Raw genomic sequence first — 16296 nt, 5'->3', positions numbered from 1 at the left:
TTGGGCGAAAAACCGTCCTCGCTGCTCAGCATGCGCGGCCGTCGCGGTGCCTTGCGAGTTGCATCTGCCCGAGCCCGCCGCGACGACCGTAGGGGCGTCTTCGCGCAAGGTCCGCCCCAGAACCGCGCCGAAGACGCTAAAAAACAATCCTAGCGGGATTCTTTCATCTTTTCAGACGATGCGCCGCCCAATTTCTGCCGCAATTCTGAGGGTGAGCCGCAAGCCCGTTCTTCCGGTTCGTCTCTTTCAACCCCGGCAATCCGGGACCAGTTTGATCACATGTGAGGAGAATCAAATGCGCGACTATCTTCTGATGAAATGGATCGCATTCCGCCACAACGATGAGGGCGTGACGCTCGTCGAATACGGCATCGCCATCGCGCTCGCCGTCGCCGTCGGAACCGGTGCGCTTCTGGCATTGGGGACTCAAATCAACACCTCGCTCGGTGTTGCCGGCGCTGCGATGCCGTAAGCAACCAGCGGCTTTATGCAGGCCGGATCGCATATGCGAATACCGGCCTGCATAAATCATCTTCACTCCACGCGCGATCCGGGATTGACGCGCACTTCACTCCGTTTTGACAAGTAGCCAGGAGAAACACCGTGGGAGCTCGTTCCATCCTCGTCGCCATGCTCGGCGTAGTCGTTGCCGGAGGGTCGGCCTTCGGTGCACGTGAATATCTCGACCGTAGCCGCGCCGTCGCCGCGACCGATCCTGAGGCCGCGCTCGTCTCGGTAATTGTTGCGGGACGCGACATTCCCTTCGGTCAGGCGATCCAGCCTCAGATGCTTCAAATCATGCCTTGGCCGCGCACTGCGCTGCCGCCAGGTGCGATTACCGAGCTTGACACTCTCGTCCCTGCCCCCGGGATGCCGCCGCGCCGCGCCACCCGTGAAATGGCGCAAGGCGAACTCGTTCTGGCCTCCAAGATCTCCGACTTCGGCGAGAAGGTGACCATCGTCCAGAGCCTTGGCAAGAACACTCGCGCGATGGCAATCAAGGTCGAGGCCGAGACCGCCGTCGGCGGCTTTGTTACCCCCGGCGACAGCGTCGACATCGTGCTGACCCAGGGCCGCGACGACGGCCTGCGGGCGGTGACGATTCTCCAGAACATCCATGTCCTAGGCGTCGACCAGGACGCGAACCGGCAAAGTGACCAGCCGCTCGTCGCCCAGACCGTCACGGTCGAGGTCACGCCCGAACAGGGCCAGACGTTGGCGCTGGCGCAGAAAGCCGGCACGTTGAGCCTCTCGCTCCGCTCGCTCGACAACGCTGTCGACCAACCGATGGACTCGATCCGGCTGTCGGACATCCTGCGCGAGAAGTCGCCGGTGACCAAGGTCGTCGCCACAACCACGATCCGGGTGCGTAGGGCCAACACGGTCGAGTTGGTCGAGGTCAAGTAGGCCGGGCAGCAAGGAGAACACGCCATGACTCGCCCGACCAGTAACCCGGCCCTTCGCCCGATCATCCGCCTTGCCCGCGAAGAAGATGGCGCGATCCTGCTTTTTTGGGCCTTCGCGCTGACGGCGGTGCTTGGGATGGTGGCGATTTCCTTCGATATCGGCCGCGTCGCCTCGACCCAGTCGGAACTGCACTCCTATGCCGATCACGTCGCCCTGGCGGCGGCGGGCGAGCTTGACGGCAAGACCGACTCGATCACCCGCGCACAAGGTGCTGCCGCGGCGCTGATCAGCGACAGCCAGACCTTCGGTTTGGGCGGGCAGGCGCTTTCTTCTGCTGACTTCACGCTCGATTTTTTTGCCACTCTGCCGAGCAACGATATCTTGGCCCTTGCTCCACCCCCAAATCCGAACCAGCCGAGCCCTGAGGAAGCGGTCTATGCCCGCGTCACGCTGACGCCGAAGTCCGTGCCCTATACCTTCGGAGCAGCTCTGCAGGTGCTGACTGGCGGGGCACGGGTTGATCCGGAAGTCGGTGCAACGGCAGTTGCGGGTTTCACCCAGTATGCCTGCGACATCACACCGATGATGTTCTGCATCCCCGATCCAAGTTTCGACGCCGACAATGCCGCCACCATTGGCGACCTGATCCGGTTGCGCTCGGGCGGGAACGGGGCAGCCTGGGGGCCGGGCAACTTCGGATTTCTCGAACCCTCGACCCTGGCTCTGGACGCAAACGGCAGCTGCGCCGGATCGCGCGGCACAGGCCCGATGCTGCGCTGTGTCCTCGGGGCTGTCGGCAACATCACCCAGTGCTTTGCGGTGCGCGGCGTCGATACGGAACCGGGCCAGAAGGTCGGCATCACCAATGACGCGCTGAATACCCGGTTCGACATGTGGTCGGGCGCGATGAACAGCGAGAAGAACAATCCGATCTACGCCCCGGCGCCGAACGTCATAAAGGGGATCCAGCCAAATGGCGGCAACGCGTGCAGCTGGAACAACCCGCAGCCGACGGCAGATACCGCCGCCCTACCGCACGACGACTGCTATCCCGGCTGCGCGCCCTACGGAGACGGCAACTGGGCGGCGGGGCGCACGACGTATATCGCGGCAAATTACGCCGGCGCCGATCCGCATCCCTCGGCGACGACCCGCTATCAATATTATCTGGCCGAGATTGCTGCGGCCGGCGGTGGCGGCGCGGCAATGCCAATCCTTTCGGGCCTTTCCGAGACCGGGCGGCCGATGTGTTCACCCAATCAGAGCTCCGATCCCGACCGCCGCGTGATCATCGTCGCCGGCGTCAACTGCGACCCCAATAACGGTGGCACCTCGATCTCGGGGAGCTCTACCGGGGTGCCGGTCCATCAGATGGTGAAGATGTTCATCACCGAGCCGGTCGTCGCAAACGGGTCAACCAACGGTCTCGATATCTACGCCGAGGTCATCGGCCGCGCAGACAGTCCTGGCACCGGGACGGTCGGCTCGGGCGCGATCTTCCACGATGTCGTGCAGCTTTACCGGTAAGGATCATGGGCAAGCACATTTATCACCGACTGAAAAGACTGAGCCGCCACGGCAGTCGTCTGGCGCGCGACGAGGCCGGCGTCGCACTGATCGAGTTCGCGTTGGTGCTGCCGATGATGCTGCTGGTCTTCGCCATCATCGTCGAAGGGAGCCGGCTGATGATTGGCTATCAGAGCGCTATCGCCGGGGTGCGCGACGCCACGCGCTATCTGTCACGGATCGTGCCGGTCAACATTTGCACCACTGGCGGCGGGGTTGCGGGCTATACGCCGCAGCTTCAGACCATCGTCGCGCAAAGCCTGACCGGAGGCTCGATCTTTCCCGGCGGCGTCACGGTCCAAGCGGGCGGCGTAGCCCCAGCGCTGGCCTGTGTGCCCGGCAGCTATCGGGTCAATCCGGCGCCAGTCGTCTCGGTGACCGCACTTGTCGATATCACATTCCCCTTCTCCGGCATCTTTACCCTGTTCGGATCGAGCTTCGGGACGACGCCGCTGACCACCAGCGTCACCGATCGGTCGCGAGTGTTCGGATCATGACGCGTCGCCCCTCTCTTCGCACGATCACGATTGTTCGCCGCTTCGGGCGCGACGAGGACGGCACCACGCTGGTCGAGCTGACGATCGTGATCCCGGTCTTTCTACTGCTCCTCTTCGCGTTGATTGATTTCGGCCGGATGGGCGCGGAATACGTGATGGCTGACAAGGCGATGCAGATCGCGGCGCGGATCGCAGTCGTGCGGCCGCCGGCCTGCCCGGGGACTCTGCCGTCCTTCAACGCGCGCGGCACCAGCCCATCGGTGCCGAAATTCGGCACGATTTGCTCGGCCGGAGCCAGCGGGACGGTATGTGCCGCTCCCGCCGCGATGATCTGCACCGGGGCCGCCGGCAACCCGACGGTGGACGAGATTTGGGGTGCGATCGCGCCCCTGCTGCCGGCCGGAGCTACCGAGGCCAATCTGAGTTTTCGCTACGACCCTGACGACCCCAACGACCCGAACGATCTGCAACTTGGGTTTCTAGGCGGTCCCTATGTTCCGATGGTGACGGTCGATCTGGTGAACCTGCAATTCACCTTCGTCACGCCCTTGTCGGGGCTGGCGGCACTTGCCGGGTCGGGCAACCCCTCGGTTCCCGGCCCTTCGCTGCCATTCCCCGCAATGAGCACTTCGCTGCCTGGAGAAGACCTCGACCATGGTGAGAACGGATGAGGGAACGTGGCCTGCCGACCACCGGAAGGATGACAAGATGACCGTTACAACCAAAACCATGCTCGTGATCGCGTCCGAGGCCAGCGTTTCCGAAACGATCGGACGCACTCTGGCAGCCGAACCCGGCGTGCGGGTGGATACCCAAAGCTCTACACTTGCCGGGATGAACGGGCGGGCGGTGAAGGCGATGGCGGACTACGATGTCGTCCTCTTTCAGACGAGCCCTGACGATCAGGCCGACCTCTCCGCGATCCGCGAACTCGTCGCGCACCGGCGGAGCGGCACGAAGCTGGTGGCACTCGCCGATGGCAACATCTCGCTGACCCAGGCACGGGCACTGGCGAACGCCGGAGTGGACGAGGTTTTGCCACTGCCGACCGCAACCGGCGACGTCGACCGTCAGGTCGCGCAGCTTGGCCGGCGGCCGTCAACCGTCGGAAACCGTACCGGCCGGATCATTGCGGTGGCACAGGCTCGGGGCGGTGCCGGATCGACCACGGTCGCGGTTAACCTCGCCGACCAGCTCGCCTCCGGTGCCGGCCTCAGTCGGCGCGACCCGCGACCCAAGGTGGCGATCGTCGATTTCGACCTTCAGTTCGGCACGATCGGATCATTCCTCGACCTTGGCGAGCAGGACACGCTCATGCAGCTTGCCCTCGACGGCACAATTCCGGACGCAAATTTCCTCGAACAATCGATGGCAGTGACTTCGAACGGGCTGTCGGTTCTTGCGGCACCCTCGAAATTCGCGCCGCTCGATTCGCTCAGGAGCGATCAGGTGGCCGCGATCCTCGATACGCTGCGCCAGACGCAGGACTATGTCATCGTGGATCTGCCGCGCGCCCTTGTCAGTTGGATCGAACCAATCGTCGCGCGTGCCGACGAATTCATGATCGTCACCGACATCTCGGTGTCCTCGATCCGGCATTGCCGACGGCTGATCGACTTCTTTACCCAGGACAACCCGGCCATATCGGTCGAAATCATCGTAAACCGCCAGCGCCGGCCCCTGCTGCAATCACAGCTTCAGCGCGAAGCGGCGAAGGTGCTCGGCCGTCGACTTGACCACTGGTTGCCGCACGATCCGCAGTCGGCCGCGGCCGCCTCCGACCGGGGTCAGCCCCTGTCGCGCGCGGCGCCGCGCTCATCTCTTGGCAAGGCAATGACGCAACTGGCCAAATCGACGCGCAGCGGTCTTGCGGCCAGAATTCAGCAGCCGACGGAATAAGGAGAATCGGCAGTGTTCAGGCAATTCAAAAAGCCGTCAGGATCCAATGTCGTCGAACTTGGTGCCAAGGTTGCCCATCCCGTGGCTGTCGCGCCCGAACCGACTCCACAGGAGACCGAGCTGACCGCCCGTCTCGAACTGAAAAGCCATTTGCACAATGTGCTGCTCGACCGGCTGAACCTCGCAGTGATCGACAAGGTCCAGCCCGAGGAATTGCGCCGCGAGGTGGCAACACTGGTGTCGCAGGTCCTGAGTGAGGAAGGCCGTCCGATGCGGGCCGAAGAATTCAAGCAGCTGGTGGACGAACTGCTCGACGAGGTTCTCGGTTTTGGCCCGCTGGAGCCGTTGCTGGCCGATCCCACGATAAGCGACATCCTCGTGAACTCGCACCGCAGCGTTTATGTGGAACGCTTCGGGGTCCTCGAAAAGAGCAACGTCCGCTTCCGGGACGAACGCCACCTTCTGCGCATCATTGACAAGATCGTCAGCCGCATCGGGCGGCGGGTGGACGAATCCACGCCCTGGGTCGATGCGCGGCTTGAGGATGGCAGCCGCGTCAACGCAATCATCCGGCCCTGCGCGATCGACGGGCCGTCGGTCTCGATCCGCAAATTCTCCCGCCATCCGCTGACGGTCGAGCGCATGGTGGAACTCGGCACGCTGAATCTGCAGGCCGCGGCGCTTCTGAAGGCGCTCGTACAGGCTCGGGTGAACGTGCTGATCTCAGGCGGCACCGGTTCCGGCAAGACGACGATGCTCAATGCGCTGTCCTCCCATATCGGCGGGCGCGAGCGGGTGGTGACGATAGAGGACGCGGCCGAACTGCAGCTTCAGCAGGACCATGTTGTGCGGCTGGAGACACGACCGGCAAGCCCCACAGGCTCCGGCGTCGTCACCCAGCGCGACCTTGTGCGCAACGCTCTCCGAATGCGGCCGGATCGGATCATCGTCGGCGAAGTCCGCGGGGCAGAGACCTTCGATATGCTGCAGGCGATGAATACCGGCCACGAAGGATCCATGACCACCGTCCACGCCAATACCGCGCGCGACGCGCTTGGCCGGATCGAACAGATGGTGACGATGATCGGCCTCGATTTCCCGATCTCAGCGATCCGCTCGCAGATCGCCTCAGGCCTTGACATGGTGGTGCAACTTAACCGTCTCAGTGACGGCTCGCGCCGGGTGATGAGCATTTCCGAGATCACGGGGATGGAAGGAAACACTATCACTATGCAGGACATCTACATCTTCCGCAAAACCGGGCTGTCCGAAACCGGCGCAGTCACTGGCGAGTTCATTGCCACCGGCATCCGACCGAAATGCTTCGAACGGCTGATCCAGGCTGGGGTCGAGATCAATGGCGACCTCTTCCTGAACGACGGAGCACGCAAATGACCCGGCTAACCGAATTCGACTGGTCATCGCTGGTCTACGTCGGCGTCTTCCTTGGCGTTCTCATGACCTTTGAAGGCATTCGCCAGCTTGTCTCACGCAGTGAAAGCCTCTCGGAGGCGCGCAACCGGCGGATGCGGATGATCGCGGCAGGAACATCGACGGAAGAGCTTCTGCGCCTGCTGAAGCCCGGCAGGGAGCGCTGGCAACTGCAAGGGCTGCCGTTCTTCGGCACCCTGCCGGCCGATCTGCGCAAGGCGGGGCTGATGATCCGACCGGGGCTTTTCATGATGTTGGCGGGCGGCGGCGCGGCTGTCCTGGCATTGGCCACTTCGACCGCCCTTCCGGCCTGGCTGGCCGCAGGGCCTGCCCTGCTGCTTTGTATCGTCGCCCCGGTGATCTGGGTCCGCGTCTTGCGCGACCGACGGATGGCGGCGCTTGTCGCTCAACTGCCCGAGGCGCTCGACCTCATGGCGCGGGGACTGACGGTCGGGCATCCTCTGAACGCGACGATCGCCTCGGTCGCCTCGGACATGAAGGACCCGGTCGCCACTGAATTTGGCGTGATGATCGACCAGATCAGCTACGGCGACGATCTGGTTGACGCGGTCATGGACCTAGCCGAGCGGACCGGGCTTGAGGACGCGCGCTATCTGGCGGTCGCGGTGGCAATCCAGCACGGCACTGGCGGCAACCTCGCCCGAGTGCTCGACACGCTCGCAAAGGTCATCCGCGACCGCATGGCCATGCGGCGGCGGATCAAGGCGATCTCGGCGGAAGGGCGGCTGACCTCAATCTTCCTGTCGTGTCTGCCGCTGGTGATCCTTGGCGCCACCTCGATCACTGCGCCCGGCTACTATGTCGATGTCAGCGGTGATCCGCTTTTCCGACCGTTCGCGATCGTCGTCGCCGTGTTGGTCGTTGCCAATTTCCTGATCATGCGCCGGCTCGTGAATTTCAGGATCTGACCCCGGAGGGACGACCATGTTCGAAGCGCTCGCGACCCACCTGCAAACCGCCGGCCTGACGCCGCAGATGCTGATCATTCTGGGCGCCGGCATCGGCGCGATGCTGGTCGTCTTCGGTCTCTCCGGAACGTTGGCCGGAAGGGACCCGGTGCTGCGGCGGATGGCGGCGCAGGGTCGCCGCCGACCGATGGTCGAGGATCGCGGGCTGCTGCGCTACAAGAGCGCAGATCCGAAGGGGATGATGAAGACTTTGATCCCCGCCGACCGCAAGCAACGCTCCGAGGTGGAGCGTCAGTTGGCTTTGGCCGGGTTCACCGGGCCGCATTCCGTGCGCAATTATTACCTTCTGCGGCTCGGCCTCGGGATCGTGCTGCCGACTGTTCTGCTCGCACTGATCTGGGCGACACGAGCCGGGATCGTCGTACTGCCCCAAGCGCTCGACACGCGGATCGGCGGCTGGAGTCAGTTGCACGTCTTCCAGATCCTCAGCGCGCTTGTGGCCATCGGGTTCTTTGGCCCGTCGATCGGCCTTAGATCGCGTGTGCAGGAACGCCGGCGGGCGATCGAAGAAAGCTTTCCCAACGCGCTGGACCTCATCCAGATTTCGGTCGAGGCCGGGCTCGGCTTCGACGCGTCGATGATCCGCGTCGGCAATGAGCTGGAAAAGACAGCGCCCGGGATTGCCGAGGAGATGCTTGCGGCGCAGCGCGAAATCCAAGCCGGCAAGTCACGCGACCGCGCGCTGCTCGACATGGCTGCCCGGACGGGCGTGGATGAGGTCACGGCCTTCGCCAATGTGGTGCTGCAATCGATGCAGTTCGGCACCAGCATCTCGGAAACCCTGACCACCCACGCCAGCGAGATGCGCCGCAACCGCGAATTTTGCGCCCAAGAAATGGCTAACAAGCTGCCGGTCAAGATGTCCGTCGTCATGGCGTCGCTGATGCTGCCCGCGCTTCTGCTTCTGACCCTTGGCCCTGTCGTCATCCGATACCTGCGCTTTTTCGCGGGATGAACTTCTTGAACTGGTCCGGGGGGGCGCTGGTGATGATTCCCGAACAAATAGCGCCAATCTGGACTGATCTTTTCGAATTCGTATCCGGTCAAGGACGATATTTCCGCCCGTGGTTGTATTATTGGCCGCCAAGCGCGAAAATTGGGGCAATTTATTGACTAAACAGCGGCAATTGCTGACACTTTCTTAGAGGGGAGGCATGGCGGCCTTTCAAAAAAATAAATTTGCGTCGGGACACGTTCCGATAACTTCGTATTTTATTGGGATGGCTGGTCCTTGAGCTATAAGGGGGAATAGCAAATGCAACGGGCGTATTTCGAAGAGCTGTGTGGATCGCCGGTGGCTCCTAGCTTTCTGGAATCGAAGGTTATAGAGGCGATCGCCGACTGGTGCGATGCCCTTCATGGTGACCTTTCCCTCAAAGACGCATTTGGTGCACTTGCGAACGGTCTCGGCGCCAGCGCCGGGATGCTGGTTCGAACCCATCTGAGCGATCTTCGTCCGATCCGGATCGCGGTCTGGGACCAACTGGACACACGCAGTTGCCTGCCGCTGAGGGTATCTTACGCGGACGGATATTTTGGCCGTCATCTGGCTCGGCCGCGGCCGGCTTCGGTCTGGCTCGCCTCGGCGCACGACAGCGAGGGGGACGCCGATCCAGCTCTAGAAACCTGGCAGGCGCGGCGCGGGATGGTGGATTTCGCGGTGCTGGTGCTCGGCTCAGGGCCGACGACGCGCGACCATATCGAACTGCATTTCGGCGGCCGCGTTTCGGAAGCGATGCAGTCTTCGCTGAGTGTCATCCTGCCGACAATGTCGCGCACGTGGGCGAGCCGTCAGGTCGGGCTGGTGACGCGGACGGTGGTCAATCACCGTGCCGCCCAAGACACCGGTCAGGTGCAGCCGGGGCAAAGGGCGCTTCTTGGTGCCACCAATCCGGCACGGCTGAGCCGTGCCGAATTCCGGGTCTGCCTGCTTCTCAGCAGGGGGCTGTCGGCTATGGGCGTCGCTAACGAACTCGCGGTGTCTGAATCGACGGTCCGGTCACATCTTCGCAGCATCTATGCCAAGACCGAAACCTCTGGACTGGCGGAACTGGTCGTCAACCTGCTTCGGACAAAGCTCGAAGCGTCGGCCATGTCCGAGCTGCGTTGTGCCTGAGCCATGGTGCCCTTGCTCCCGCTTGTGCTGATCGCGCCGCTTCTGGTGGCGATGGCCTATTCGGACCTGAACCATATGCGGATTCCGAACGTGCTCTGCCTCATCGCGCTAGCGGTCTTCGGGCTGGCGGCGCTGATCGCGCCCCCGGACGATCTGGTGGCGCGGATCGTCGTAGCAGGATCTGTCTTCGCGCTCGGCTTCGCGGCGTTCTGCCTGCGCATCTTAGGCGGCGGGGACGTAAAGATGCTCTCGGCGCTGCTGCTATTCGTGCCGGTGCCGACGATGCCGCTTTTTGCGCTTGTCTTCTCGGCATCAATGCTGGCTGGCATTGCCATCGTCCTCGGCCTCAGGCGTTTACCGGCGGCGCACCGGCTCGGCTGGAAGTCGATCTCGGGCAGCACGGGATTTCCAATGGGGCTGTCGATCGCGATGGCCGGACTTCTGCATCCGGCCGCCGCAATGCTGATTGATGCCGAAAGGATCCTGCAATAGTGAGCTACCCCCCGAAAATCGGACAGTGACGGAAGCTACGATCTGAGGTCTGCTGATCCCCAATTCGAGGAGATCAGAACATGTCGAAACGCAGGAACCACGATGCGGCGTTCAAGGCCCGTGTTGCGCTGGAGGGCTGAAGGGCGAACGCACAGTGTCGGAGCTGGCAGCCGCTTATGAGGTTCATCCGACCATGATCCATCAGTGGAAGAAGGCTGTTCTGGAAGGTGCTGCGGGGATTTTTGAGCGTGGAGGTCAGGCTGTGGCCACCGCCGAGATCGCTGAGGAAACGGTCCGTGATCTGCATGCCAAGATCGGAGAGCTGGCTGTGGCCAACGATTTTTTGTCACGAAAGCTCAAGCCCTGGATCGGGAAGTGAGGCGGGGCATGATCGAAAGAACCCATCCCAAGCTGTCGGTCGGGGCGCAGTGCCAATTGCTCTCGATCTCACGGTCGTCGTTCTATTACACGCCGCAGGGTGAGACGGCGATGAACCTTGACCTGATGCTGAAGGTCGACAAGCAGTTCCTGGACACTCCGTTTTACGGCGTCCGGCAAATGACGTGGCATCTGCAGAACGAAGGCCATGCCGTGAACGAAAAGCGCATTCGGCGGCTGATGCGCCTTATGCGATTGATGCCGATCTACCAAAAACCCAATACCAGCAAGCCCGCGAAGGGTCACAAGGGCGTTGTCAGAGGAAAGTTGCTTGCAGCGGGGCAGGGTGGTTCGCTAGCCTGCCGCCATGACCAAACGCTCCCCATTCCGCTACTTCAAGACGAGTCCAGAGATCATCCGCCTGGCGGTGATGCTTTACATCCGGTTTCCGCTGTCGCTCCGCAACGTCGAGGATCTGCTGCACGAGCGGGGGATCGAGATCAGCCATGAGACGGTGCGGTACCGGTGGAACCGGTTCGGCCCTATGTTCGCCGCCGAAATCCGACGAAGACGGGTCGACAGAATGCGCGCTTGCCGACACTGGCGTTGGCACTTGGACGAGGTCTACGTGAAGATCAACGGTGCCACGCATTATCTCTGGCGGGCGGTTGACCACGAGGGCGAGGTGCTTGGAAGCGTCGTCACCAAGACGCGGGATCGCAAAGCAGCACTGAAATTTCTCAGAAAATCGATGAAGCGGCACGGTCGACCCGAGACGATCGTCACCGATAAACTTCGCTCATACGGTGCCGCCTTGAAGGACCTTGGTCGAGGCGATGACCGCGAGATGGGGCGCTGGCTCAATAACCGGGCGGAGAACTCGTACTTGCCATTCCGACGACGTGAGCGGGCAATGTTGCGGTTCCGGCGCATGCGAACGTTGCAAAAGTTCACCTCAGTCCATGCCTCAGTCCACAACCACTTTCCAACGGAGCGCCACCTCCAGAACCGCAACATCTACAAGCAGACCCGTGCCGCCGCTCTCGCAGAGTGGCGCGGACTTCTGGCTGCCTGAAATCCGGCCAGGGTAGGGGTAACGGAGACTGGTTCGCATTTGTCTGACAGCACCGCCACTTCCCCTCGCGAATGCGTTCTCCAGATTCGGTTTCGGCCGGATTTTTCCGTTGTTTTCGGGGGTCATGCGGGAAGGGCTGAGCACTTGTCCCTGCGCCAGGTGGGCGGGAAGTCTTCTCTTGGGGCAGCAATTCTCCGAAGCTGATGACTGTGCGATTTTGGTGAAGTTCTGTGACATAATGAAAAATAACCATCTTTTCGGCCAAGGCGTTAAGGTTTTGCATCTGTCGCTTTTGGATTTTCTGCGACTGGGAGCGAAATTCTTTGCTGAAGCGTGAAACTGGGGAGATCGCTTCCGTTATCTGTGCCTCTCAGACCGATGCCGTTGACTACTGGAAACACCAATGGATGATGGCCGCTACGCAGCTGGGGTTGTCCTCGGCGCCGTCGGCACTGCCATCGGCGGGGCCTTTGGCGGCGCGATCCTCGGTTTTTCCGGAGCTGCCATCGGTGGCTTCATCGGCTCGACCGTGGGTTCGGTCGTCGACAGTTGGATCGTGTCCTCGCTGGCCCCGGCGCAGCGGATCGAATGCGCGCGGCTCGACACCCTGCGCATCACCTAGGCCACCGAAGGGGCGGTGATCCGGCGGCTTTATGGCCGGATGCGGATCGGCGGCGACATCATCTGGGCCACCGACTTCCGCGAGGAGACGAAGACCACCGCCCAAGGCGGCGGCAAGGGTGGCGGGGGCGGCAAGGTAAAGACCACCGAATACCTCTACTATGCCAGCTTCGCCGTGGCGCTCTGCGAAGGCCCGATCACCGGCTTTGGCCGTGTCTGGGCCGATGGCAAGGCGATGGATATGACTGGCGTGACCTGGCGCTGGAATTCCGGCAGCGAGGCACAGACAGGATCCGCGCTTCTGCGATTGGGTTTGAGCCAAGCTAGGAACGAACGATGAAGAAGGCGTGACTGCGTTCAGAGGCGCGCCCATGGCAGGTCGCCCGGAACTCTTGCCTCCCAGCGGGGTTGTCCCATGCCGGTGCCACGTTTGAAAGTTGACTGCTGTGGCAAGGATAAATGATGGAACGCACACCGGACCAAGCTGGTAGGTTTGCACAAATTCGGGAAGACCATGATCAAGAAATCTCTGTATGCAATTGCCGGTGTTCTGGCTTTCTCAACGCAGCTTGCGGCTCAAGACGGGCAGGGCGATGCCGCAGAAGGTGAGAAATTGTTCGCCCGTCTGTGCGTAGCCTGTCATGTCATTGCAGATCATGAAGGCAACGTCGTAGCGGGAAGCCGCGCAGGCATGGGGCCCAATCTATTCGGCGTCAGCGGCTCTACGCCCGGCACGCAGGAGGATTATCAGGGCTATAGTGATGCTCTTGCCGCCTATGGCGACACCGGTGCGATCTGGGCCGAAGACAACACCATTGCGTTCCTTCAAAACCCCAACGGTCACCTGCGCGATGAACTGGGCGATCCCCGCGCGCGCAGCAAGATGTCCTATCGTCTTCGCAACGAAGCAGATGCCCGCGACATTTTTGCCTATCTGTCGATACAGTCTGCTCCAAATGAAGAGTCTGGTTCGACCGAACCCGTCGTTGAGTAGCCTGCGACTGCTGGGATCGCACCGGCGCGGGGAAGGAAAGCTGCCATGGCAGGGTTCAGCATAACCCACGGTTCACGCCGGGCTCGTCCGTCTTAAAGCTTGGCCGGCCAAGGCCTTACTGATTTGGCCATACGCCAACGAGATTTCAGCAAGAGACCCATGTGTAGAATGCGTTGTTGGGATGGCCAAAACCCGTTGGCCAGTGGAATAGGCCCTTGCCAGCTGCGAGTTTGCCGTCATCTGGGAACCTTCCGGGCTTTCGATGCGTTCAATCTGGGCAGGAGTCATACAATAAGACATCCGGCAAGATTGATATGAGGGAGGAACATCATGAATTTCCGAAAGAACGGTCGTACCGAGATATCATTGATCGCCGTTGCCGCATCCGCCGTCGCGTTTGGTGCCCCGGCTTTCTCGCAGACCGGCACCAACACCAGTAGCCTTCAGCACAGCGTTGTGCTGGAAGGTCTTGATGAACCGTGGGACATGGCCTTCTTCGATGAAGGCACGATGTTTTTCACTGAAAAATGCGACGGCCTTTCCGTGCTCATGCCGTCGGGCGAGGTCAACGCGCTTCTTGGCATGGAAGGCACCGATGGCTATGCCACCACTGCCGACGATCTGTTCTGCGAAGGACAGGCGGGTATGATGGGGGTTGCAGTCGATCCCGATTTCGAAGCGAACCGCCGGATCTACGTCTACGCGACATCGAATATGTCCGATCCGCATACCAACCGGCTGATCCGGCTGGAAGTAAACGAGGATTTCACGGCTGTCTCCAACCGGACTGACATTGTGGATGACGTGCCCTACAAGATGAACGCTTCGGACCAGCCGTTTGGGGGACCGGGTGCTCACAATGGCGGTCGCGTGCGGTTCGGTCCCGAAGGCCATCTGTTCCTGACCACCGGTGACAATCACAATCCTGAGGTTCCGCAAAGCCCGACATTGATGGGCAGCAAGGTTCTGCGCATTGACACCGATGGCAATGCCGTCGAAGGCAACGCGCCACCCGAGGGCTTTGATTTGCGAACCTTCACCTATGGGCACAGAAACGTTCAGGGCATCGCTTTCCACCCGGAAACGGGTGATGCGATCACTGTCGAGCATGGCCCCTGGCACTCAGACGAAACGACGGTGCTGAAAAACGGCGGCAACGCCGGTTGGGATCCTCGACCGGGCATGGCGGGTCGTGAAGACAATTGCCCCGATGGCTATTGCGGCTATGAACCCAACCAGATGGATGGGATGAACCGGTATGAACGGGCGCAATACATGCCCATGACCGACCTGGTGACCTATCCTGATGCAATGCCCTCGATCTGGACCAACAACGGCTGGTCGCAGGGCAGTTCCTCCGCTGCTTTCCTTGAAGGTGAGGCTTGGGGCACCTGGGACGGCGCCATGGTCATCGGACTAATGGGCATCGGATTTGGCGGCACGCCAATCGGTCAGCGCATCGACGTGATTGAGATGTCCAATGGCCAAGATGGCATTGCGGTCGTCGATGTCACAGAAATGACACTTCCAATGGAAGCGGGACGATTCCGCTCGCTTGTCATGGGGCCAGATGGCAGCCTTTACGCTGCCGTGGATGAGGGCATGATTCACAAGCTCACTCCGGGCGAATGAGCCCATCCCTTTGCGCCGCCGTGAGGCGGCGCAATACACCTTGGTCGGCCGGAGGGTGACAGTTCATCTACGGGTGCATCGGCCTTCAATGTCTCGATCACCGGGGGGCGGTGGGTCGTCCGGCACGCAATTCCCAAAGTGCAATTCGGGAAAGTCGGATGCTCAGCGCATCGATGGTGATTTCAGAAGTTTGCACAGGGTAGCTTGAAACAGCCGAAAGTTTTTTCAAGGATCGGGGAGTGGCCCACCTGTCGCGAAGATTCGCCACAGGTTATAGACTGTGTGCAAAGAATAACTTTGCTCCGTTCTATCAGGATCAGTGCAAATAAATGTCTCTCTCCCGCTGGAATAAATCTTTGCTAGCGCTTGCCCTGCTTGCGACTTCCAGCAAATCTGTCCTGGCGCAAGAGATATGGGCAGACACCTTTCTTTTGGATGTGTATATCGGATCTCATCGCTCCAGCCTCGCCAGAGATCTGAGCAATGGCGGTTACGAACTTTCAGGAGGCGACCTTATTGATTTTCAAGACTGGTACACTCCAAATTTTCCAGATTCTACAGTTCTTCTGTTGAGGCAGGTTTCACCGGATTTCGGCATTATTTGGGGTTTCAGCACAGGCGAGAGGGGAGAAAAGTACAAAATTGCTCCCGCCTTGCAACTCGGGTTTGTCTACCGATTTACTCCATTTGAAAACGCTGTGGCGTCAATTAGTGCAACATATCCGTTTTTTGGAAAAATGACTGAGAAAGCATGTATCGCAAATTATGGTTCTTTAGGAGGAATTCAGAATGTGAACTGCAGGTTGGCTGCAAGCCTAATTCCGCCCGAGACCTCTTTGGACTATCTTGTCAAGGTTCGAGGAGAGGCTGATGCAAAAGTGGGAATTAATTTTAGGTTCTCTTTTTGATGATGTAACCTGTTGAGTGGCAAGGGATGAATGGGATCTGCGCGATTTCGATTTAAGCTAGGAAGCGTTCGGCGACCCTGGGTAGCGCGTGATACCCGCTCGCCAGCTCGACCTCAATGCGGTTCGCAACGACAGCAGGCATAGCGCCGGTGTCGTCATCTTCACGACGACCTCCACTGGTACAAAGCGAGGATTTATCGCGCGCGACAACATCGTCACGAAGTCAGGAGTATAGCGGGAATTGCGAAGCCAATTGAAAATCAGGGTAGAGTTGGCAGCATTGCGTCGCGC

The 16296-nt window shown here is 60.9% G+C and carries 17 protein-coding genes and 1 pseudogene; all 18 read left to right on the top strand.

The features are described 5' to 3' along the window. Positions 1-295: 295 nt before the first annotated feature. The 18 genes and pseudogenes from EEB11_RS01960 to EEB11_RS01875 all read left to right on the top strand — a co-directional run bounded on the left by EEB11_RS01960 (position 296) and on the right by EEB11_RS01875 (position 16005). Positions 296-472, top strand: coding sequence for a Flp family type IVb pilin (locus EEB11_RS01960; RefSeq protein WP_210134362.1), 177 nt, complete (start codon positions 296-298; stop codon positions 470-472). 131 nt (positions 473-603) lie between these two features. Next, a complete protein-coding gene (cpaB, locus tag EEB11_RS01955) occupies positions 604-1407 on the top strand; it encodes a Flp pilus assembly protein CpaB (RefSeq protein WP_245298728.1) in 804 nt (267 codons plus the stop codon). 24 nt (positions 1408-1431) lie between these two features. Further along, positions 1432-2934 (top strand): pilus assembly protein TadG-related protein, encoded by a 1503-nt coding sequence (locus tag EEB11_RS01950; protein ID WP_135428720.1) that lies wholly within the window; start codon positions 1432-1434, stop codon positions 2932-2934. Positions 2935-2939: 5 nt separating this feature from the next. Further along, positions 2940-3470 (top strand): TadE/TadG family type IV pilus assembly protein, encoded by a 531-nt coding sequence (locus tag EEB11_RS01945; RefSeq protein ID WP_135428719.1) that lies wholly within the window; start codon positions 2940-2942, stop codon positions 3468-3470. Further along, positions 3467-4141, top strand: coding sequence for a TadE/TadG family type IV pilus assembly protein (locus EEB11_RS01940; RefSeq protein WP_135428718.1), 675 nt, complete (start codon positions 3467-3469; stop codon positions 4139-4141). Before EEB11_RS01945 ends, EEB11_RS01940 begins: the two co-directional genes overlap by 4 nt. A gap of 37 nt (positions 4142-4178) precedes the next feature. Beyond that, on the top strand, positions 4179-5369 hold the full coding sequence (locus tag EEB11_RS01935) for a CpaE/TadZ family protein (RefSeq protein WP_167852629.1): 1191 nt from the start codon (positions 4179-4181) through the stop codon (positions 5367-5369). 12 nt (positions 5370-5381) lie between these two features. Continuing rightward, positions 5382-6764 (top strand): TadA family conjugal transfer-associated ATPase, encoded by a 1383-nt coding sequence (locus EEB11_RS01930; protein ID WP_135428716.1) that lies wholly within the window; start codon positions 5382-5384, stop codon positions 6762-6764. After that, positions 6761-7729 carry a type II secretion system F family protein gene (locus EEB11_RS01925; protein WP_167852628.1) on the top strand — a complete coding sequence of 323 codons (969 nt, stop codon included), beginning with the start codon at positions 6761-6763 and terminating at the stop codon, positions 7727-7729. The genes EEB11_RS01930 and EEB11_RS01925 overlap by 4 nt, the downstream gene beginning before the upstream one ends. 16 nt (positions 7730-7745) lie before the next feature. After that, positions 7746-8744, top strand: coding sequence for a type II secretion system F family protein (locus EEB11_RS01920; protein ID WP_135428714.1), 999 nt, complete (start codon positions 7746-7748; stop codon positions 8742-8744). A gap of 300 nt (positions 8745-9044) precedes the next feature. Further along, the gene (locus tag EEB11_RS01915; RefSeq protein ID WP_135428713.1) at positions 9045-9905 is read left to right on the top strand and encodes a helix-turn-helix transcriptional regulator; all 861 of its coding nucleotides are present in this window, start codon (positions 9045-9047) and stop codon (positions 9903-9905) included. A 24-nt stretch (positions 9906-9929) separates the two neighbouring features. Beyond that, positions 9930-10397 carry a prepilin peptidase gene (locus EEB11_RS01910; protein ID WP_167852627.1) on the top strand — a complete coding sequence of 156 codons (468 nt, stop codon included), beginning with the start codon at positions 9930-9932 and terminating at the stop codon, positions 10395-10397. Positions 10398-10551: 154 nt separating this feature from the next. Continuing rightward, positions 10552-10776 (top strand): hypothetical protein, encoded by a 225-nt coding sequence (locus tag EEB11_RS01905; protein WP_135428711.1) that lies wholly within the window; start codon positions 10552-10554, stop codon positions 10774-10776. An 8-nt stretch (positions 10777-10784) separates the two neighbouring features. Further along, positions 10785-11285 carry an IS3 family transposase gene (locus EEB11_RS19905; RefSeq protein WP_135428710.1) on the top strand — a complete coding sequence of 167 codons (501 nt, stop codon included), beginning with the start codon at positions 10785-10787 and terminating at the stop codon, positions 11283-11285. Beyond that, positions 11206-11850, top strand: a complete 645-nt coding sequence (locus EEB11_RS01895) for an IS6 family transposase (protein ID WP_245298742.1) — start codon at positions 11206-11208, stop codon at positions 11848-11850. The genes EEB11_RS19905 and EEB11_RS01895 overlap by 80 nt, the downstream gene beginning before the upstream one ends. 403 nt (positions 11851-12253) lie before the next feature. Further along, a pseudogene (locus EEB11_RS01890) lies at positions 12254-12760 on the top strand (baseplate multidomain protein megatron); the annotation flags it as partial. 225 nt (positions 12761-12985) lie between these two features. Then, a complete protein-coding gene (locus EEB11_RS01885; protein WP_135428708.1) occupies positions 12986-13465 on the top strand; it encodes a c-type cytochrome in 480 nt (159 codons plus the stop codon). A 330-nt stretch (positions 13466-13795) separates the two neighbouring features. Continuing rightward, the gene (locus EEB11_RS01880; RefSeq protein ID WP_135428707.1) at positions 13796-15097 is read left to right on the top strand and encodes a PQQ-dependent sugar dehydrogenase; all 1302 of its coding nucleotides are present in this window, start codon (positions 13796-13798) and stop codon (positions 15095-15097) included. A gap of 329 nt (positions 15098-15426) precedes the next feature. After that, complete coding sequence (locus EEB11_RS01875; protein ID WP_135428706.1) at positions 15427-16005, top strand: hypothetical protein; 579 nt, start codon at positions 15427-15429, stop codon at positions 16003-16005. Positions 16006-16296: the final 291 nt, after the last annotated feature.

The organism is Pseudotabrizicola sediminis (genome assembly GCF_004745575.1).
GTDB lineage: Bacteria > Pseudomonadota > Alphaproteobacteria > Rhodobacterales > Rhodobacteraceae > Pseudotabrizicola > Pseudotabrizicola sediminis.
Note: the sequence above shows the minus strand (reverse complement) of the source record. Positions and strands in the feature narration are given on the sequence as shown.